We start from the raw sequence: 15772 nt of genomic DNA on the forward strand, positions 1-15772 counted from the left end.
GAAAGACAAATGTTAAAGTTGTTGAAAATTGGGGGATGCAACTCGCAAACGATCTATTTCGGGATGTGAAAGGCCATTTTTTATCCCTGAATTTGCTGTTTTATGTCATATTTTCCCCAAAGGATAACAAACGTCAGTCTTTACGATCGGCGAAAAATATATTTTTGCTACTGGTTTAGAATACGATCAGTTAAAATATTGGGGTGGCAGTTGGCTGGAATTGTACCGGAATGATTAGGGGTGATGAAATGCCAGCCGGCGGAAAAAGAGAGTGTGAGCGACCGACATCGGATGGTTTGGATTTCCGGTTGTCCGTTGAAGGTCTGTAAATACGTGTGGAATAGCTGGAAAACGGTAGTCAGGCGGCTACCGTTTTTTTTATGATTGCTCGTCTTTTAGCTCCTGCTTTTTCAATGTTCGCATTTCGCGGTAAAGCGGCGACGCAAACACAAAGTCATTCAGCTTTTCATTGGATGTGTACAGAATTTCATTCTTGTTGCCTTCCCACCATTTTTCTCCATGAGAAATGAACAGAATGTTATCGCCAATTTCCATTACCGAGTTCATGTCGTGAGTATTGATAATAGTGGTGATATCCAGGTCCTGCGTAATTTGATTAATCAGGTTGTCAATCAAAATGGAGGTCATCGGATCCAGTCCGGAGTTGGGTTCATCGCAGAAAAGGTATTTCGGATTCAATACAATGGCCCGGGCGATAGCTACACGCTTGCGCATCCCTCCTGAAATTTCAGCCGGATACAAATCATTGGCACCTTTGATATCGACTCGATCGAGACAAAATTTTACCCGATCGACTTTTTCCTTATCTGTTTTTTTCGTGAACATGTCCAGTGGAAATCGCACATTTTCTTCTACTGTAAGTGAATCAAACAAGGCACCTCCCTGGAAAACCATCCCGATATCCTGCCGTAGGCTTTTTCTCTTTTTATCTGACAAATGAGAAACATCTTCGCCGTTATACAGAATTTCACCCTCGTCAATATCGAGTAATCCAACAATGGATTTTAGTAAGACAGTCTTTCCAGATCCACTCTGTCCGATAATCAGGTTAGTTTTCCCTTTTTCGAACTTGGTGGAAATATCTTTCAGAATGGGACGACCTTCAAAGGATTTACATAGGCCTTTTATTTCAATCATTTGAAGAAGATTTGCGTGAGAACTAAATCAAAAAACAGAATCAGAATGCTGGTCGTTACGACTGATTGCGTACTTACTTTACCTACTTCGAGTGCACCTCCGTCGACATAATAGCCCAGGTAGGCCGGTACCGAGGCAATCAAAAATCCGAATGCCAGTGTTTTCAATCCCGAAAAAGTAACATAATAAGGTACAAACGCGTAAGTGACCCCGTTCAGGTAGTCGGCTGTGGTAACAGCGCCCGACATCGGTCCGGCGATTAATCCTCCAATCAATCCGGTGGCAATACTTAAAACAAACAGCATCGGGCTGACAATTACAACAGCCAGAATTTTGGGAAGTATCAGAAATGAAGCTGAGTTGATTCCCATTATCTCCATCGAGTCAATTTGTTCCGTGATGCGCATACTGCCAATTTCAGTGGCAATGTTCGAACCTACTTTTCCTGCCAGCATCAGGCTTAGAATGGTGGATGAAAATTCCAGAATCAAGGTATCACGGTTTCCTAAACCTATCAGATAAGAAGGCATAAACGGATTGGAGAGATTATAAGTTAACTGGAGCGTAATAATTCCTCCCATAAAAACCGATATAATAACCACAATGCCAATGGAATCGATCCCTAGTTTTTCGATCTCAACCAATAACTGACGCCAGTATATCTTATGGCGTTCCGGCCTGCAGAATACTCTCTTCATCAGCAAAATATACTGGCCCAGGTGGAAGAAGAATTTCATATATCTTGTTTTTTCTAATTCTAATGTTTCATCGCTTTTGCCAATCAGGTTTGAATGCAAAAAACATTTTACGCTCAAACCGAATCTTTGATGTAATGTTGCACAAATATGCGCGTTTCTTTGTTCTCGTTTTTAAATCAGTTCCATGGTCATCTATTTTCTTTACCGGAATTTAATCCGGGGCGTACGGGTAGAGTAGATTACCCGTATGATTATGAATCTAAAAGTACAAAATTATTAAGGAATGCTCTTATTTCTGCCTTTTCTTAGCCATTTGATCATCCTGAAGGATTTTGACCTTACCTTTGCAAAAATTTGGATAAATTTGATACAAAACCGTTCTCATGGACAATTGTAATAATTACTGTGTTATTATGGCTGGCGGTATCGGAAGCCGATTCTGGCCACTTAGTACACAGGACAGACCCAAACAATTCATTGACATTCTTGGAGTGGGAAAATCGTTGCTCCAGCTTACCTTCGATCGCTTTAACAAGATATTCCCGGCTGAAAATATATTGGTGGTAACCAGCGAACGCTATCGCGAAATGGTATTGGAACAGTTACCTCAACTGACTTCCGACCAGGTGTTGTGCGAACCGCTGAGAAGAAATACGGCACCGTGTGTGGCTTACGCTACGCATAAAATTATCAATCGCTGCAAAGATGCCAATATTGTGGTCGCTCCATCTGATCACCTGATCCTGAAAGAGGATATTTTCCTGGAAGAAATTCGAAAAGGAATGGAGTTTACCGAGAAGAATAAGGTTCTTCTTACCCTCGGAATTAAACCAAGCAGACCGGAGACGGGATATGGTTATATCCAGGTAGCTGATAATTGCGAAATGGATGATTACGATAATCTGTATCATGTAAAAACATTTACTGAAAAGCCGGATCGTAAAATGGCTCAGCTGTTTATGGATACAGGTGAATTCTTCTGGAATTCCGGCATATTTATTTGGTCGGTTCAGGCTATTCACGAAGCGTTGGCGAAGTATCTTCCTGATGTCAATACCATTTTTGAAAAGGGATACAAATACTACCATACGGAGGACGAGATTCACTTTATCAACAAAGCCTATTCGGAGTGTCCTAATATTTCCATCGATTACGGAATAATGGAAAAGGCTGATAATGTTTACGTGCTTTGCTCCGACTTTGGTTGGTCTGACCTGGGAACCTGGGGATCGCTTCACGAAAATCACCGCGTTGATGAGAATCAGAATGCGGTGTGGGGAAACAAGGTTCTTCTGTATGAAACCAGAAACAGCATCATCAACATGCAAGAAGGAAAAACAGCGGTGGTACAAGGACTTGATGGATATATTGTGGTGGAAACAGATAATACCCTGTTGATTTGCAAAAAAGATGACGAGCAGCAAATCCGTCAGTTTGTTGCAGATGTGAATCTGGCAGAAGAGAAAAAATAACACGTAGGAAAAACGACATAAGCACAGGCTTCCAAAAACGGAGGCCTTTGTTGTTTTGTCTGTCACCTGATATAACTGATCTTTTATACCTTAGGCAACAAATTCGAAAATTATGCAACGAAAAATCCATTTCTTCCTGGCTTTGACCATATTGTTTCTAACGTCCTGTTCTCATTCCGGAAAAACGGAAAAACAAAAAGGACCGGTTGTGCTTGTCAAAACGGAATACGGCGATATGAAAGTGCTGTTGTACAACGAAACGCCGCAACACCGCGATAATTTCCTGAAACTGGTGAAGCAGGGATTCTATAACGGATTGCTTTTTCATCGTGTCATACCTGAGTTTATGATTCAGGGCGGCGATCCGCAGTCGCGCGATGCAGAACCAGGACAGATGTTGGGAAATGGAGGTCCGGGTTATACGCTTCCTGCCGAATTCAGACCCGATTTGATTCATAAGAGAGGAGCATTGGCAGCCGCGCGATTAGGCGATCAGGCCAATCCGGAGAAACGCTCGTCCGGTTCGCAGTTTTATATTGTCGAAGGGAAAGTTTTTACTCCCCAGGCACTCGATTCGCTCGAAACAATGCGAACTCAACGGGAAGCGCAGGATATTTATCATCAGATGTTTATGAAAAAGGCCGATTCGGTGAGAATATTACAGGAGCAGGGAAAGCAAATTGAGTACGCCGATATGCTCGATCGGTTGGAAAAACAGGCTCAGGACAGTGCTGCTTTGCATCCTTTTCATTTTACTAAACAGCAACGGGAAACCTATACAACTATTGGCGGAGTTCCTCACCTCGATGGCAATTACACGGTGTTTGGCGAGGTAATTGAAGGATTGAATGTCATTGATTCCATCGCTCATGTAAAGACGGATGATCACGACAGGCCATTGCAGGACGTGAAGATGAGTATGAAGATATTGAAGGATTAGAAATCGTTCTGTGCGGTTACATAAGCGGCGACGGGATAATCCATTCTCAATGAAATGCCATTTGCCTGTTTATTCAATTTTCATTTTATTCATGGAAAACATTCAAAAACAGACCGGATTGTGAAGAAGATCGTTTTCTTATTGGTTTTACTTTTTGCAGTAGTAGGGGCTAGAGCTCAGAAGCTGGAACATATTGTCGTTATCTCGACTAATCTCGGCGATATGAAGTGTAAGTTGTACAATGATACGCCCAAACACCGCGATAAATTTCTACAAGAAGTAAAAAAGGGATACTACAACGGAACTTTATTTTATCGGGTCATCCGCAATTTCCTGATTCAGGGTGGAGCTGCCGATTCCCGAAATGCTCCTCCGGGAAAACGTATTGGTTATGGCAATCCGGCTTTCACGGTTGATGATGAAATCCGTCCGAACCATTTTCATAAAAAAGGAGCTTTGTGTGCTCCCCGCCAACCTGATGATGTGAATCCGTTCAAACAATCCGATATCTCGCAGTTTTACATTGTGGAAGGACGTGTTTATCGCCCCGGGGAGCTGGATACAATGGAGTTGGCGAACAATGTCCCGATTAAGAAACAGATCATTAGCCAGATTTTGACTCCTGAAGTTAAAGCTAAGCTGGCAAAGCTGAAGAAAGAGAAAAAGGTGACGGAATTTAGGGCACTTGCTAATCCGTTAAAGCAACAAATCGAAACGGAATACGCTTTGAATCCTCACGTTTTGAAGTTTTCGAAAGCGCAACGAAAAGCCTACACAACGGTTGGAGGTTATCCGGAGCTGGATGGTAAGTACACGGTTTTTGGCGAAGTGATTGACGGTTTTAATGTGATTGACAAGATTGCATCACTAAAGACCGATAAAAATGATCGGCCCCTGAAGGATGTGAAAATATTAAACATTAAAGTGATCAGGTAAATGGTACGGATGAGACAATTTCTGATTCTTACGTTAGCCTTGGTATTGGCTTCCTGCGGAGGTTCCGGGAAACAGGGAAATACTTCGGGAAAAAATAAGAATACGACGGAGAAGAAAGCACCGGAGAAAGTCTCGTTCGGAAGTTTGTTGCCATCCATTTTTTCAGTGACTACGTACGACGGAAAGCGTCGACTGGAACAGGGTATGGGATTCTTTCTAAACGATAGCGTTGCCGTAAGTCCATATTCTCTTTTCGGAAATTCGAATCGTGCAGAAGTACAACCCTTGGATGGAAATGCAACTTACGAGGTTGCCGGATTTCTGGCGGTTGACCGGATCAACGATTTGGTTCTGTTGAAAATAAAGAATCTGCATCGGCCCGGCCTGAAATTATATACCGGTCACGTTCCCCGGGGAGCGCTGACCTATGTTGTTAGCCCCATACGGGGAAAAACGGTTCCGATTGGTAAAGGGAAAATGCTCGAGAAATCAACGATTCAGGGGAACAATGTTTTTCGGATTTCTAACATTATTTACAGCTCAACCAATGGGCGACCGGTCTTTTTGAATAACAGGAAAGTCCTGGGAGTTGGAAAAATGTATTCAGCGGGTATCGATCAGGATTACGTGGCTGTCCCGGCAGAGGTTGTTGCCAAATTACTGGAAAAGCAAAATGAGCCACTGAAACCGCTTTCACGACTTGGTGGAAAAGTACCTCCGGAAGTGAGTGCCGCCAATGCTAAAATTAAAGGCGTGCTGGTGGAAACTGATTACGGAAATATCACCATCAGGCTCTTTAATAATATGCCGCTTTACCGCGACAATTTCCTGAAACTGGTTCGCGAACACTATTACGACTCGTTGCTGTGGCATCGGGTTATTGCCAAATTTGTCATTCAGACCGGTGCGGCTGATACACGGCATGCCGAGCCTGATGATATGGTGGGCTGGAAAGGGCCTGGTTACACGCTTCCGGCTAATATCAATCCGAAGTATTTTCACCGCCGTGGAATGGTCGGAGTTCCCCGTCTTCCCGACAGGCAAAACCGATTCAAACGTTCGGACGGAAGCCAGTTTTATATTGTAGTGGGACGAACTTATTCCGATAAGGAGCTGGACGATATCGAAAAGGAAAATCACATCAAATTTTCACCCGAACAGCGCCATGTGTATAAAACGATCGGTGGTGCACCGACACTTGATGGCGAATATACCATCTTCGGTGAAGTGACTTCGGGAATGAATGTGGCAGACAAAATTGATACCGTGAGCGTGAACAAATATTACCGGCCCTTGCGTGACATCCGTGTGAAGCGCATCCGTATTCTGAAGTAATTATTTTCTTCCCGGTCGGGAAAGAAAAAACTCGGCAATCCTCAAGTCTACGGGATGGGTGATTTTGATGTTTTCGCGGTTTCCTTCCACAAGTTTAACCCGAAAACCGGCACTTTCAACAACCGATGCATCATCCGTAAATAAGGCATTGAAATCCTGTTCGTAGGCTTTCAACAAAGTTGAGGTGCGGAAAATTTGCGGCGTTTGCACTGAATAGTAACGACTACGGTCCACCGGGGCAGATTCCTCCATGTTTCCTTCGCGCAACGATTCGATGACCGGCAGCACGGGAATGGCAGCACCTTGTTTTTGTGCAATCGAGAAACAATTCTCGATGGTTGTTTGGCTCACCAATGGTCGGACACCGTCGTGAATGGCAACCAAATCGCAGACACTCAAGGCAGACAAACCATTTTTTACCGAATGAAACCGGGTGTCTCCGCCAGCTACTACTTGATGACGAATGACGAAATCATGATTCAGGCATAATTGTTCCCAGAAGGGAATCTGGTCAGCAGGTAACACAACAATCAAATCTATGGTGGAATCAAACCGGTTGAAGGCTTCCAACGTGTACATCAGGACCGGCTTTCCCAATAATTCCAGGAACTGCTTCGGTCGGTCACTTTTCATCCGTGAGCCGCTGCCTCCGGCAACAATAATAACGGAGCGTTGAGTGGAATGAAAGTCGGTTTTATTCATGACGATTCAGGTCTGATTTCGGTTTTGCATACAAATTTAGTCTTCCCTTTACAAACCTTACGGTGATTTCGAATAAATTTGATGAAACAGCTTAAGTGATTTTACCATGAAAGATATTCTTGATTTTCTGGCCGATTTGGAAAAGAACAATAACCGCGAATGGTTTGTGCAAAACCGGAACCGTTATGAAGAAACACGGAAAAAATTTTTAGTGTTTACAGAGCTTTTGAATAACGAAATCAGGACGTTTGATCCGGAAGTTCCGATGCTCGCTCCAAAAGATTGCATGTTCCGGATTTTTCGGGATGTCCGTTTTTCAAATGACAAGCGCCCTTACAAAACAAATTACGGAAGTTTCATCTCTCGTGGTGGCCGAAAATCGGGATATGCCGGATATTACCTGCACCTGCAGCCCGGAAGTTCATTCCTCGGCGGGGGTGTTTATATGCCACCGTCCGACCGGCTGAAAGCCATCCGGCAGGAAATCTACCTCGATCCGGAGGGATTTATGGCCATAAAAGACGATCCGGAATTTCAGAAACATCTGCCCGACGAATATGATGACAAGTTGAAAACCGCTCCCCGCGATTTTCCGAAGGATTGGGAATACATCCACCTGTTGCGGAATAAATCGTATGCCTATGGCCGGAATCTGACCGAAGAGGAAATTCTTTCTCCTTCCTTCATGGAAAATATCCTGGAAACCTTTAAGGTGCTTTTGCGAATGAATCATTTTTTGAACCAGGCCATCGACGATCATCTGAAATCCTGAATTCCGCTCTATTTTTTCGCTCCATCAGTAAAATCGGGAGAAGCAAAAAGGTACTGAAATGTAGATTTATTACAAACTATCGTTCTGATTTACTATTCTGTAAGTCAATTTGTAAATATTGTTAATTTCGTGACGGATTTGTTAATATTTTTTAAAATCGTCGCAGGGATATTTCATTAGTTTTGCAACGATTTCCGTAATAAACTCTCATTTCATGAAGCAAATCATCAATATGGTATAGCAGATTCAGATTGATGGTAAGTGACATGTGACAACAAAAACAAACTACTATCACATGAAAAAGCTCCTTTTTGCACTTGCTTTTCTGATGGCCTTTTCGGCCCTCGAAGCCCAGGACATTCAGCTGCATTATGACATGGGCAAAGATCGAAAGTACCTGACCTCAACGGTAGAGATGTTTAAGCCAGACCAGTACGGTAGTACCTTCTTCTTTATTGATATGGACTACGGCGCCAATGATGTGCAGGGGGTTGCACTGGCTTACTGGGAAATCGCCCGCGGGCTCAAATTCTGGGATAACCCTTTTGAAATTCACGTGGAATATAATGGCGGTTTCGGACAGTATGCACCCGGTGGTGCCTACCAGATAAACGATGCCTGGCTGTTTGGTGGTAACTACACCTGGAATACGGCCGATTATTCCAAGATTTTCACCTTACAGCTGATGTACAAAACCATCCGCGGAAAAAACAAAAACTCTTTCCAGGTTACCGGTGTATGGACCTTGCAGTTCTTCAACAACAAAGTGACACTGGATGGATTCGCCGATTTCTGGCGCGAAGACAATACGTTTGCAGACAAGGATACCAAGTTTATTTTTCTGAGTGAACCACAGTTTTGGTACAATGTCACCAAAAACTTCTCGGTGGGTAGCGAAATTGAATTGAGTACCAATTTTGGCGGACACGAAGGATTTATGGTGAATCCGACCATTGCAGGTAAATGGACATTTTGATACCGGACATTGCTAAATAAACCGTTATGTTAGAAAAGCTATTTAAACTTACACAGAACAAAACATCGGTGAAATCCGAAGTGGTGGCCGGAATCACCACATTCATGACAATGGCATACATCCTTGCCGTAAACCCGACGATTCTTTCGGAAACCGGAATGGATAAAAATGCACTTTTTACGGCGACAGCTGTGGCTTCCATTATCGCTACACTGGTAATGGCATTATATGCGAATCTTCCGTTTGCCCTGGCTCCGGGAATGGGCTTGAATGCCTTTTTTGCCTTTACCGTTTGTCTGGGTATGGGCTTCAGTTGGCAATTTGCCCTGACGGCTGTTTTCATCGAAGGAATTATATTCCTGGTTCTGACTGCATTTAATATCCGTGAGCTGATTGTGAATGCGATACCGATTAACCTGAAACACGCTGTTTCTGCCGGTATTGGTTTGTTTATCGCGTTCATTGGAATGCAGGGCTCAGGTTTGATTGTGAATAACGATGCCACACTGGTTGGATTGGGTGACATGAGCTCTCCTACCGTATTGGTTACCCTTTTCGGATTGCTGCTTACGGGCGTATTGCTGGCTCTTCGGGTAAAAGGCGCGTTACTGATTGGTATCTTTGCCTCTACCATTTTGGGTATTCCGCTCGGCGTGACCCATCTTCCGGAAGGACATATACTAAGCTTGCCTCCGTCGATAGCACCTATCGCTTTTAAATTTGACTTTTCACAACTCTTTTCACTTAATATGGTGATTATCCTGTTCACGTTCCTGTTTGTCGATATGTTCGATACGGTGGGAACATTGGTAGGCGTGTCATCAAAAGCGAACATGCTGGATGCTGAAGGTCGTGTACCAAGAGTGAAGCAGGCCCTGTTTGCCGATGCTATTGGAACAACATTTGGTGCAATGCTGGGAACTTCAACGGTTACCACTTATGTGGAAAGTGCTTCGGGTGTTGCTGAAGGTGGCAGGACCGGATTGACATCGCTGACTGTTGCCGGAATGTTTTTCCTGGCTTTGTTCCTGGCTCCGCTCTTCCTGATGGTTCCGGGTGCAGCAACGGCTCCGGCTTTGATTCTGGTTGGTTCGTTTATGATGTCGCCGATTCTGAAAATTAATTTCGACGATTATACCGAATCAATTCCGGCTTTCCTGACCATTATTATGATGCCGTTGACATACAGCATTGCTGAAGGTATTGTTTTTGGTATGCTTTCGTACGTGTTGTTGAAGGTTCTGTCTGGTAAATTTAAAGATGTCAGTGTCATCATGTATGTGCTGGGGGTTTTATTCGTCTTGAAATTCTTGGTATAGATTATAATTTATTCCAGATATATACTATTGAAAAAGGCCTTTCCGAGTTTTGGAAAGGCTTTTTTTATTCGGGCAAATATCCTATTTTTGGCTTCACTACAAAGGGGACGTTAGCTCAGTTGGTTTAGAGCGCTACCTTGACAGGGTAGAAGTCACTGGTTCGAATCCAGTACGTCCCACACTTTTCCTGAAATACCACAACAAGTTAACTGCCGGAATCCTAAAATTGACCATACAATGAATTTGTTCAATATCGGAATGTATATAAGTTTTGTGTCTGAACTGACAACGATTAAACCTCATTGATTTAGGATTACTTATTGGTTGAATAACAGTATCCCTTTAAAAAAAGGTGAGATATCGGTTGGGAATATTGAAAGTCGCAAGAAGGAAACACGTAAAGATTGAGATCTTTCATGACGAAAGACAGATTAATTTTTATATTTGTTCAAACTTGAAATGATTTATTCTAAACCAAATCATTAACTGAAAACAAAGCATAATGGAACAAAAGCACGCTAACTACGGACTAGGTATGTCCGTTTTCGGAGCCATTTTCTTCATTTTTGGTTTCGCAACTACCTTCATCATCACGTTAAGTGCCCCGGTGAAGGTAATCTTTAACTTGTCGGAATTTGAGGCACAATTGCTGTCTTCGGCCTTCTTTATCGCCTACCCGATTATGTCAATCCCTACCGGAAAGTTAATTGACAGGATTGGCTATAAGAAAACGGTCATTGCCGGCCTGATTTTAATGGCTCTGGGAAGTTTCATTTATGTCCCGGCTGCGAGAATTCCATCATTCCCGGTTTTCCTTTTCGGAACATTTGTTCTGGCTACTGGTGTTGTATTTCTTCAGGTGGCCGCCAATCCATATGTAACTGCAATTGGTCCGGATGAAACTGCATCCAGTCGTTTGAACCTAACACAGGCGTTGAATTCGATTGCTACCATGATTGCTCCCTGGTTGATCGCAACTGCTATTTTCAAAGGTCTTGATTTACCGATTGACACATCGCAAACCTCACCGGCTGTAGCCATGGAAGCAGCTTCACGTGTTCCGCTCCCATTTATCATTATGGGTGTGATTGTATTGATTGTGGCTGTTGCTATTCTCTTAATCAAATTACCTGTCCTTCATGGTGAGAAAAGTGAAAAGAAGAGCGTTTGGAAGCATCCGCATGTGATTCTGGGTGCGATTGGAATCTTTTTCTATGTAGGCGCAGAAGTTGGTAACGCCGGTTTGTTAGTGAATTACCTGAAGAACAGCCTGGGACAATCTGCCCAAATGGCGGCTAATTATGCTGCTATCTACTGGGGTGGTGCTATGATTGGCCGATTCTTTGGTTCATTCATGTTCTCGGATATGAAAAATTCGAAAAAGATTACATACGCCCTTCCGGTATTGCTTTTGGCTTTGGTTTCAGGTGCTTTTGTTACTGATTGGAACTGGAAAATTGGTGTTACGTTCATGATTATTGCGTTAGTGAATTTCTTCATTATGCAATTTGGTCGTGGAAAAGCTGCCAGAACATTGGCTGTTTTTGCTTTAATCGCTGCCGTTCTTGATTTGACTACCACATTTACGATGGGTTCCGTTGCTCTTTGGACTGTTATCTCTATCGGTTTGTTCAACTCCATTATGTTCCCGAATATCTTTGCACTGGCTGTTAAGAGACTCGACAACGCCGAATTGAGTAGTGCGTCCGGACTGATCAATGCCTTAATTCTTGGTGGTGCCATTCTTCCTCCTCTGATGGGAAGTATTGCTGATGCCGCTGGTTATACATGGGCATTCCTGGTACCGGCCTTTAGTTACGCATATATTTTCTTCTATGCAGTAAAAGGTCACAAGCTTGCTTAAGTAGTTATTTAATGATATACACTAGTGGGACAAAAGGATCGGAATTGGTTGACTTTTTCCGATCCTTTTCCCGACTTTAAAACATAAAATGCACATGAAAAGAGTTGCGATAGGTATTGATATCGGCGGAACCAACACTGTTCTTGGTGTGGTGGATGAAAATGGCGATGTACTCGTTAAAGATTCTATCTCTACGCCTACGCACGGAGATGCTAAAAAATATGTTCACTCACTTAGCGATAGCATTAATGAACTCATCGATTCTGTTCATAAGCTGAATGCTGATGCTGAGGTGATGGGAATTGGTATTGGTGCTCCTAACGGGAACTATTACAAAGGAACCATCGAACAAGCTGCCAACCTCGCTTTCAAAGGGGTTGTGCCGTTGGTTGACATGTTGAGAGAGAATTTCCCTCACTTGAAAGCGCTGGCCTTAACCAATGATGCTAACGCTGCTGCTATGGGTGAAATGATTTATGGAGGAGCCAAAGGCATGAAAAACTTCGTGATGATTACCCTCGGAACGGGTTTGGGAAGTGGTATTGTGGTTAATGGCGATCTGGTTTATGGTCACGATGGCTTTGCCGGTGAAGTGGGCCACACAACTGTTATTCCTCACGGACGTGTTTGTGGTTGTGGCGGTGAAGGTCACCTCGAAGCTTACTGCTCAGCACCCGGTATCAAACGTACTGTGTTCGAGTTGTTAGCAAAATATAACGATGGCGAAAGTGAACTGGCGAAGTATTCTTTTGGTGAACTCGACTCGAAGAAGGTGTATGAAGCGGCTGAGCGTGGTGACAAAATTGCTATCGAAGCATTCGAAATTACCGGCGAGCATCTTGGCCAGGGACTTGGCGATACTGTTTGCCACTTGAGTCCTGAAGCGATTTTCCTTTTTGGAGGTCCTACTGCTGCCGGAGATTTTATCTTTAAACCGACCAAGGAGAGTATGGAAAGACATGTGCTTCCTATTTTCCGGAACAAGGTGGAGATTCTTCCTTCCAAACTGAAATCTGGTTCGGCTGCTATTGTTGGTGCCAGTGCATTGGTGTGGAAAGAACTGGAAAAAGAATAAAAGAAAATATATTCGATATGAGAAAAAGGCTGTTCCAATGCGGAACAGCCTTTTTTTGTTCCGTTTTCAAACCGAAATACCATGAAGAGTGGTCTCAGTACTCTTTGGTTCCGGTGTGTAACTTCTCTTTCGCAGGAAAGATGCCCGAAAGTTGAGGAAAGAAAGGAGCTTGGGCTGGAAGAAGTGCCGATAGAGCTGGAATGATCGGTAAAATACCTGGAATAACTTTATTTTTTCCTGGAAAGACATCTTGTTTTGCTGGAATGGCTTCCAAAAAGAATGGAATTGAAAGACATAATTGACGTTTTGATACTTTGCTAAAAAAGAAAGGCCAGAGTGACCCGGCCTTTCCTGAAATATTATCAGAATGTTTAAAAGCGCAGTGTCATGCCGCCAAGTATGGTAGCTCCGGGCATTGGATAACCGTAATTGATTTCGTAGTTCGCTCCGGTCAGGTTGTTCCCCGATACGTAAATATCAAGATACTTGTTGACTTTGTAACTGAGTTTGCCGTTTGCCACTACGTAGTTTTGGCTTATCCGGGTATCTCCTTCCACAAGAGTGTAGAGTCCCGAGATCCATTGCATGTTGGTATTTAAGGTGAATTTTCCAAAGAGGTAGTTCACGCCAAAATAAAGCTGATGTTCGGGCGCAGCCAGTTTGGGCGTATCCATGTGCAGGTAGCTGTAATTAGCATCAAATGCCAGATTGGGCAGCGCGTGGTATTTGGTTTCAATCTCTAGTCCATAGTGTTTAAAAGCCCCCGTATTCTCATTTCTCATAGGCGGGAATGAACCTGTCGGAACCAACTGGATGAGATTTTTCCCTTTCAAATAGTAAACATCAACACCGAAGTGTAATTTTTTATTCAACAGCGACTGGTTGTAACCAACTTCATAGTTCCACATACTTTCGGGTTGCAAATCCGGATTGGCCGGAGGGAAAAGGTACAGTTCGCGAACATTGGGACTGCGAAAACCTTTTGAGGCCAACAACTTGATATCGCTGTTTTCTGTTGTTTTGAAAGTAAGAGCGAATTGTGGAATCCACTCATGACCGAAAGTGGTGTGGTGTTGATAGCGCAAACCTGCATTCGCGGTTAGCCAACCGAAAAAAGTTTGCTGAACAAAAGAGTAGATACCTGTTTCGTTAATCCAAATCCATTGGTTGTTATAGGGTGATGGAACCATGGTGGGCGGCCCGTTTGGGTTCATTTGCGGAACCATTACCGGGGCACCTTTTCCGCCATAGCGGTTCCAGTCAATACCAATTCCAATCAGGTTGTTGTCAATTAGTTTTAATCCCTGGAAGAAGTTGACACCGAAATTCTTGTCAATGGAATTCCAGCCATCGTATAGATGATGATTTCCGCGGTTGAAAAAGAGCTTCAGTTTTCCATCGGCTTTGTCATAGTGGTTGGATAACGTTAGCGTGGTATTTGACCGTTTAATGTCGTTCCAGGCGCCATTGTTTGCATAAATTGTGTCGGATGCGTTGACCGGTCCCGGATCGTGTGCTGTGAAATTTACGTAGCTTCCGTCCCAAACTAAATCCAGGTGATCATTGAACTGATAACCCGTTTTCAGATAGGCTGTGTTGTTCTTAAAATCCGAATTTTCGCGGGAACCATCGGTAGAATCGTAATTGTACGAAGCAAACAGATTAAAACCGTTTTGGCGATAGCCTGCCGAACCTGCTGCTTTGACTGTATTGAAGGAACCGTACTGTCCGCGGATTTGACCTGAGAAACCCTCTTTGTCCTCTTTGCGGGTAATGAGGTTCACCACGCCTCCCATGGCATTGGTGCCATACAACAAGGAACCCGGTCCACGAATGACTTCCACTTTTTCCAGATCGGAACTAACATAACTGTCGGGAAAAGGATGTCCCATTAATCCCATCATCTGTGGTTGACCGTCAATCATTACCAATACTTCTGAGGTAGCTCCATTCAGACCTACACCGCGAATCGTGATTTGCCCGGCCGAACCACTTGCGACTCCAAACCCGCTATATCCGCGTTGGGTGACAAACATGCCCGGAACTTTGGCACTCAGCAATGGCAGGATATTGGTTTGCGAGCTGTTCTCGATTTCCGCTTCGTTTACCACGGAAGTGGTTAGCGGAACCAGTTCGCGGGTGGTGGCTACCTGGTTCCCGGTGACCAGTATTTGTTCCTGCTGGTAAATTTTCGAAATCAAATGAAAATCAGCCTGGGTGGTTTTGCCGGCTTTTACGGTGACTTCCTTTTCAGTTGGTTCGTAACCGATAAAGGAGACGTTCAGTTGATAAGTGCCCGGTTTCAGATTTTCGAATTTGTATTGTCCTTCTTTGCCGGCTATCCTCCCCATACTTGTTCCGCGAATGCTGACCGTTGCTTGTTGCAGTGGAGCTCCTGTTTCGCTATCGGTTATTCTGCCCTCAATGCTTTGGGCAAAAAGTTGATAAGCCGGAAATAGCAGGAAAGATAAAAAGAGGAATGCGCAAATTTTCTTCATTATTTAGTTAGTTAATTTATTGTTCGT

General features: G+C 43.6%; 14 protein-coding genes and 1 tRNA gene. 10 read left to right on the top strand and 5 right to left on the bottom strand.

Going from position 1 to position 15772, the window contains the following annotated elements:
- Nucleotides 1–378: 378 nt before the first annotated feature.
- Together T426_RS0101205 and T426_RS0101210 are read right to left on the bottom strand one after the other, a co-directional pair.
- On the bottom strand, nt 379–1158 hold the full coding sequence (locus T426_RS0101205) for an ABC transporter ATP-binding protein (RefSeq protein ID WP_027585168.1): 780 nt from the start codon (nt 1156–1158) through the stop codon (nt 379–381).
- Nucleotides 1155–1895 (bottom strand): MlaE family ABC transporter permease, encoded by a 741-nt coding sequence (locus tag T426_RS0101210; protein WP_025862709.1) that lies wholly within the window; start codon nt 1893–1895, stop codon nt 1155–1157. Before T426_RS0101210 ends, T426_RS0101205 begins: the two co-directional genes overlap by 4 nt.
- Before the next feature lie 344 nt (nt 1896–2239).
- On the opposite strand from T426_RS0101210, the gene T426_RS0101215 reads away from it, so the two are divergent.
- The 4 genes from T426_RS0101215 (at nt 2240) to T426_RS24825 (ending at nt 6539) form a co-directional block, all read left to right on the top strand.
- The gene (locus T426_RS0101215; protein WP_025862710.1) at nt 2240–3328 is read left to right on the top strand and encodes a mannose-1-phosphate guanylyltransferase; all 1089 of its coding nucleotides are present in this window, start codon (nt 2240–2242) and stop codon (nt 3326–3328) included.
- Between the two features lie 112 nt (nt 3329–3440).
- Nucleotides 3441–4268 carry a peptidylprolyl isomerase gene (locus T426_RS0101220; protein WP_025862711.1) on the top strand — a complete coding sequence of 276 codons (828 nt, stop codon included), beginning with the start codon at nt 3441–3443 and terminating at the stop codon, nt 4266–4268.
- A gap of 120 nt (nt 4269–4388) precedes the next feature.
- Nucleotides 4389–5204 carry a peptidylprolyl isomerase gene (locus tag T426_RS0101225; protein WP_025862712.1) on the top strand — a complete coding sequence of 272 codons (816 nt, stop codon included), beginning with the start codon at nt 4389–4391 and terminating at the stop codon, nt 5202–5204.
- 9 nt (nt 5205–5213) lie between these two features.
- Complete coding sequence (locus T426_RS24825; RefSeq protein WP_159103275.1) at nt 5214–6539, top strand: peptidylprolyl isomerase; 1326 nt, start codon at nt 5214–5216, stop codon at nt 6537–6539.
- Here T426_RS24825 and T426_RS0101235 read toward each other — a convergent pair whose 3' ends face one another.
- Nucleotides 6540–7241, bottom strand: coding sequence for a 2-C-methyl-D-erythritol 4-phosphate cytidylyltransferase (locus T426_RS0101235; RefSeq protein WP_025862714.1), 702 nt, complete (start codon nt 7239–7241; stop codon nt 6540–6542).
- Between the two features lie 106 nt (nt 7242–7347).
- On the opposite strand from T426_RS0101235, the gene T426_RS0101240 reads away from it, so the two are divergent.
- The 6 genes from T426_RS0101240 to T426_RS0101265 all read left to right on the top strand — a co-directional run bounded on the left by T426_RS0101240 (nt 7348) and on the right by T426_RS0101265 (nt 13247).
- Nucleotides 7348–8013 carry a DUF2461 domain-containing protein gene (locus T426_RS0101240; protein WP_025862715.1) on the top strand — a complete coding sequence of 222 codons (666 nt, stop codon included), beginning with the start codon at nt 7348–7350 and terminating at the stop codon, nt 8011–8013.
- A 295-nt stretch (nt 8014–8308) separates the two neighbouring features.
- Nucleotides 8309–8989, top strand: a complete 681-nt coding sequence (locus T426_RS0101245) for a DUF5020 family protein (protein ID WP_025862716.1) — start codon at nt 8309–8311, stop codon at nt 8987–8989.
- Nucleotides 8990–9015: 26 nt separating this feature from the next.
- Nucleotides 9016–10308, top strand: coding sequence for an NCS2 family permease (locus T426_RS0101250; protein WP_025862717.1), 1293 nt, complete (start codon nt 9016–9018; stop codon nt 10306–10308).
- Nucleotides 10309–10412: 104 nt separating this feature from the next.
- Nucleotides 10413–10487, top strand: a tRNA-Val gene (locus T426_RS0101255).
- A 323-nt stretch (nt 10488–10810) separates the two neighbouring features.
- On the top strand, nt 10811–12172 hold the full coding sequence (locus T426_RS0101260; RefSeq protein ID WP_025862718.1) for a sugar MFS transporter: 1362 nt from the start codon (nt 10811–10813) through the stop codon (nt 12170–12172).
- 94 nt (nt 12173–12266) lie between these two features.
- Nucleotides 12267–13247: an ROK family protein gene (locus T426_RS0101265; protein WP_025862719.1), complete on the top strand. Its 981-nt coding sequence runs from the start codon at nt 12267–12269 to the stop codon at nt 13245–13247.
- A 94-nt stretch (nt 13248–13341) separates the two neighbouring features.
- On the opposite strand, the gene T426_RS0101270 is transcribed toward T426_RS0101265, so the two are convergent.
- Together T426_RS0101270 and T426_RS22365 are read right to left on the bottom strand one after the other, a co-directional pair.
- Nucleotides 13342–13521 (bottom strand): hypothetical protein, encoded by a 180-nt coding sequence (locus T426_RS0101270; RefSeq protein ID WP_025862721.1) that lies wholly within the window; start codon nt 13519–13521, stop codon nt 13342–13344.
- A gap of 97 nt (nt 13522–13618) precedes the next feature.
- Nucleotides 13619–15745, bottom strand: a complete 2127-nt coding sequence (locus T426_RS22365; RefSeq protein ID WP_051568913.1) for a TonB-dependent receptor — start codon at nt 15743–15745, stop codon at nt 13619–13621.
- Between the last annotated feature and the right edge of the window lie 27 nt (nt 15746–15772).

Origin of the sequence: Prolixibacter bellariivorans ATCC BAA-1284 (assembly GCF_000621705.1) — a bacterium.
In the GTDB taxonomy this organism is placed as follows: domain Bacteria; phylum Bacteroidota; class Bacteroidia; order Bacteroidales; family Prolixibacteraceae; genus Prolixibacter; species Prolixibacter bellariivorans.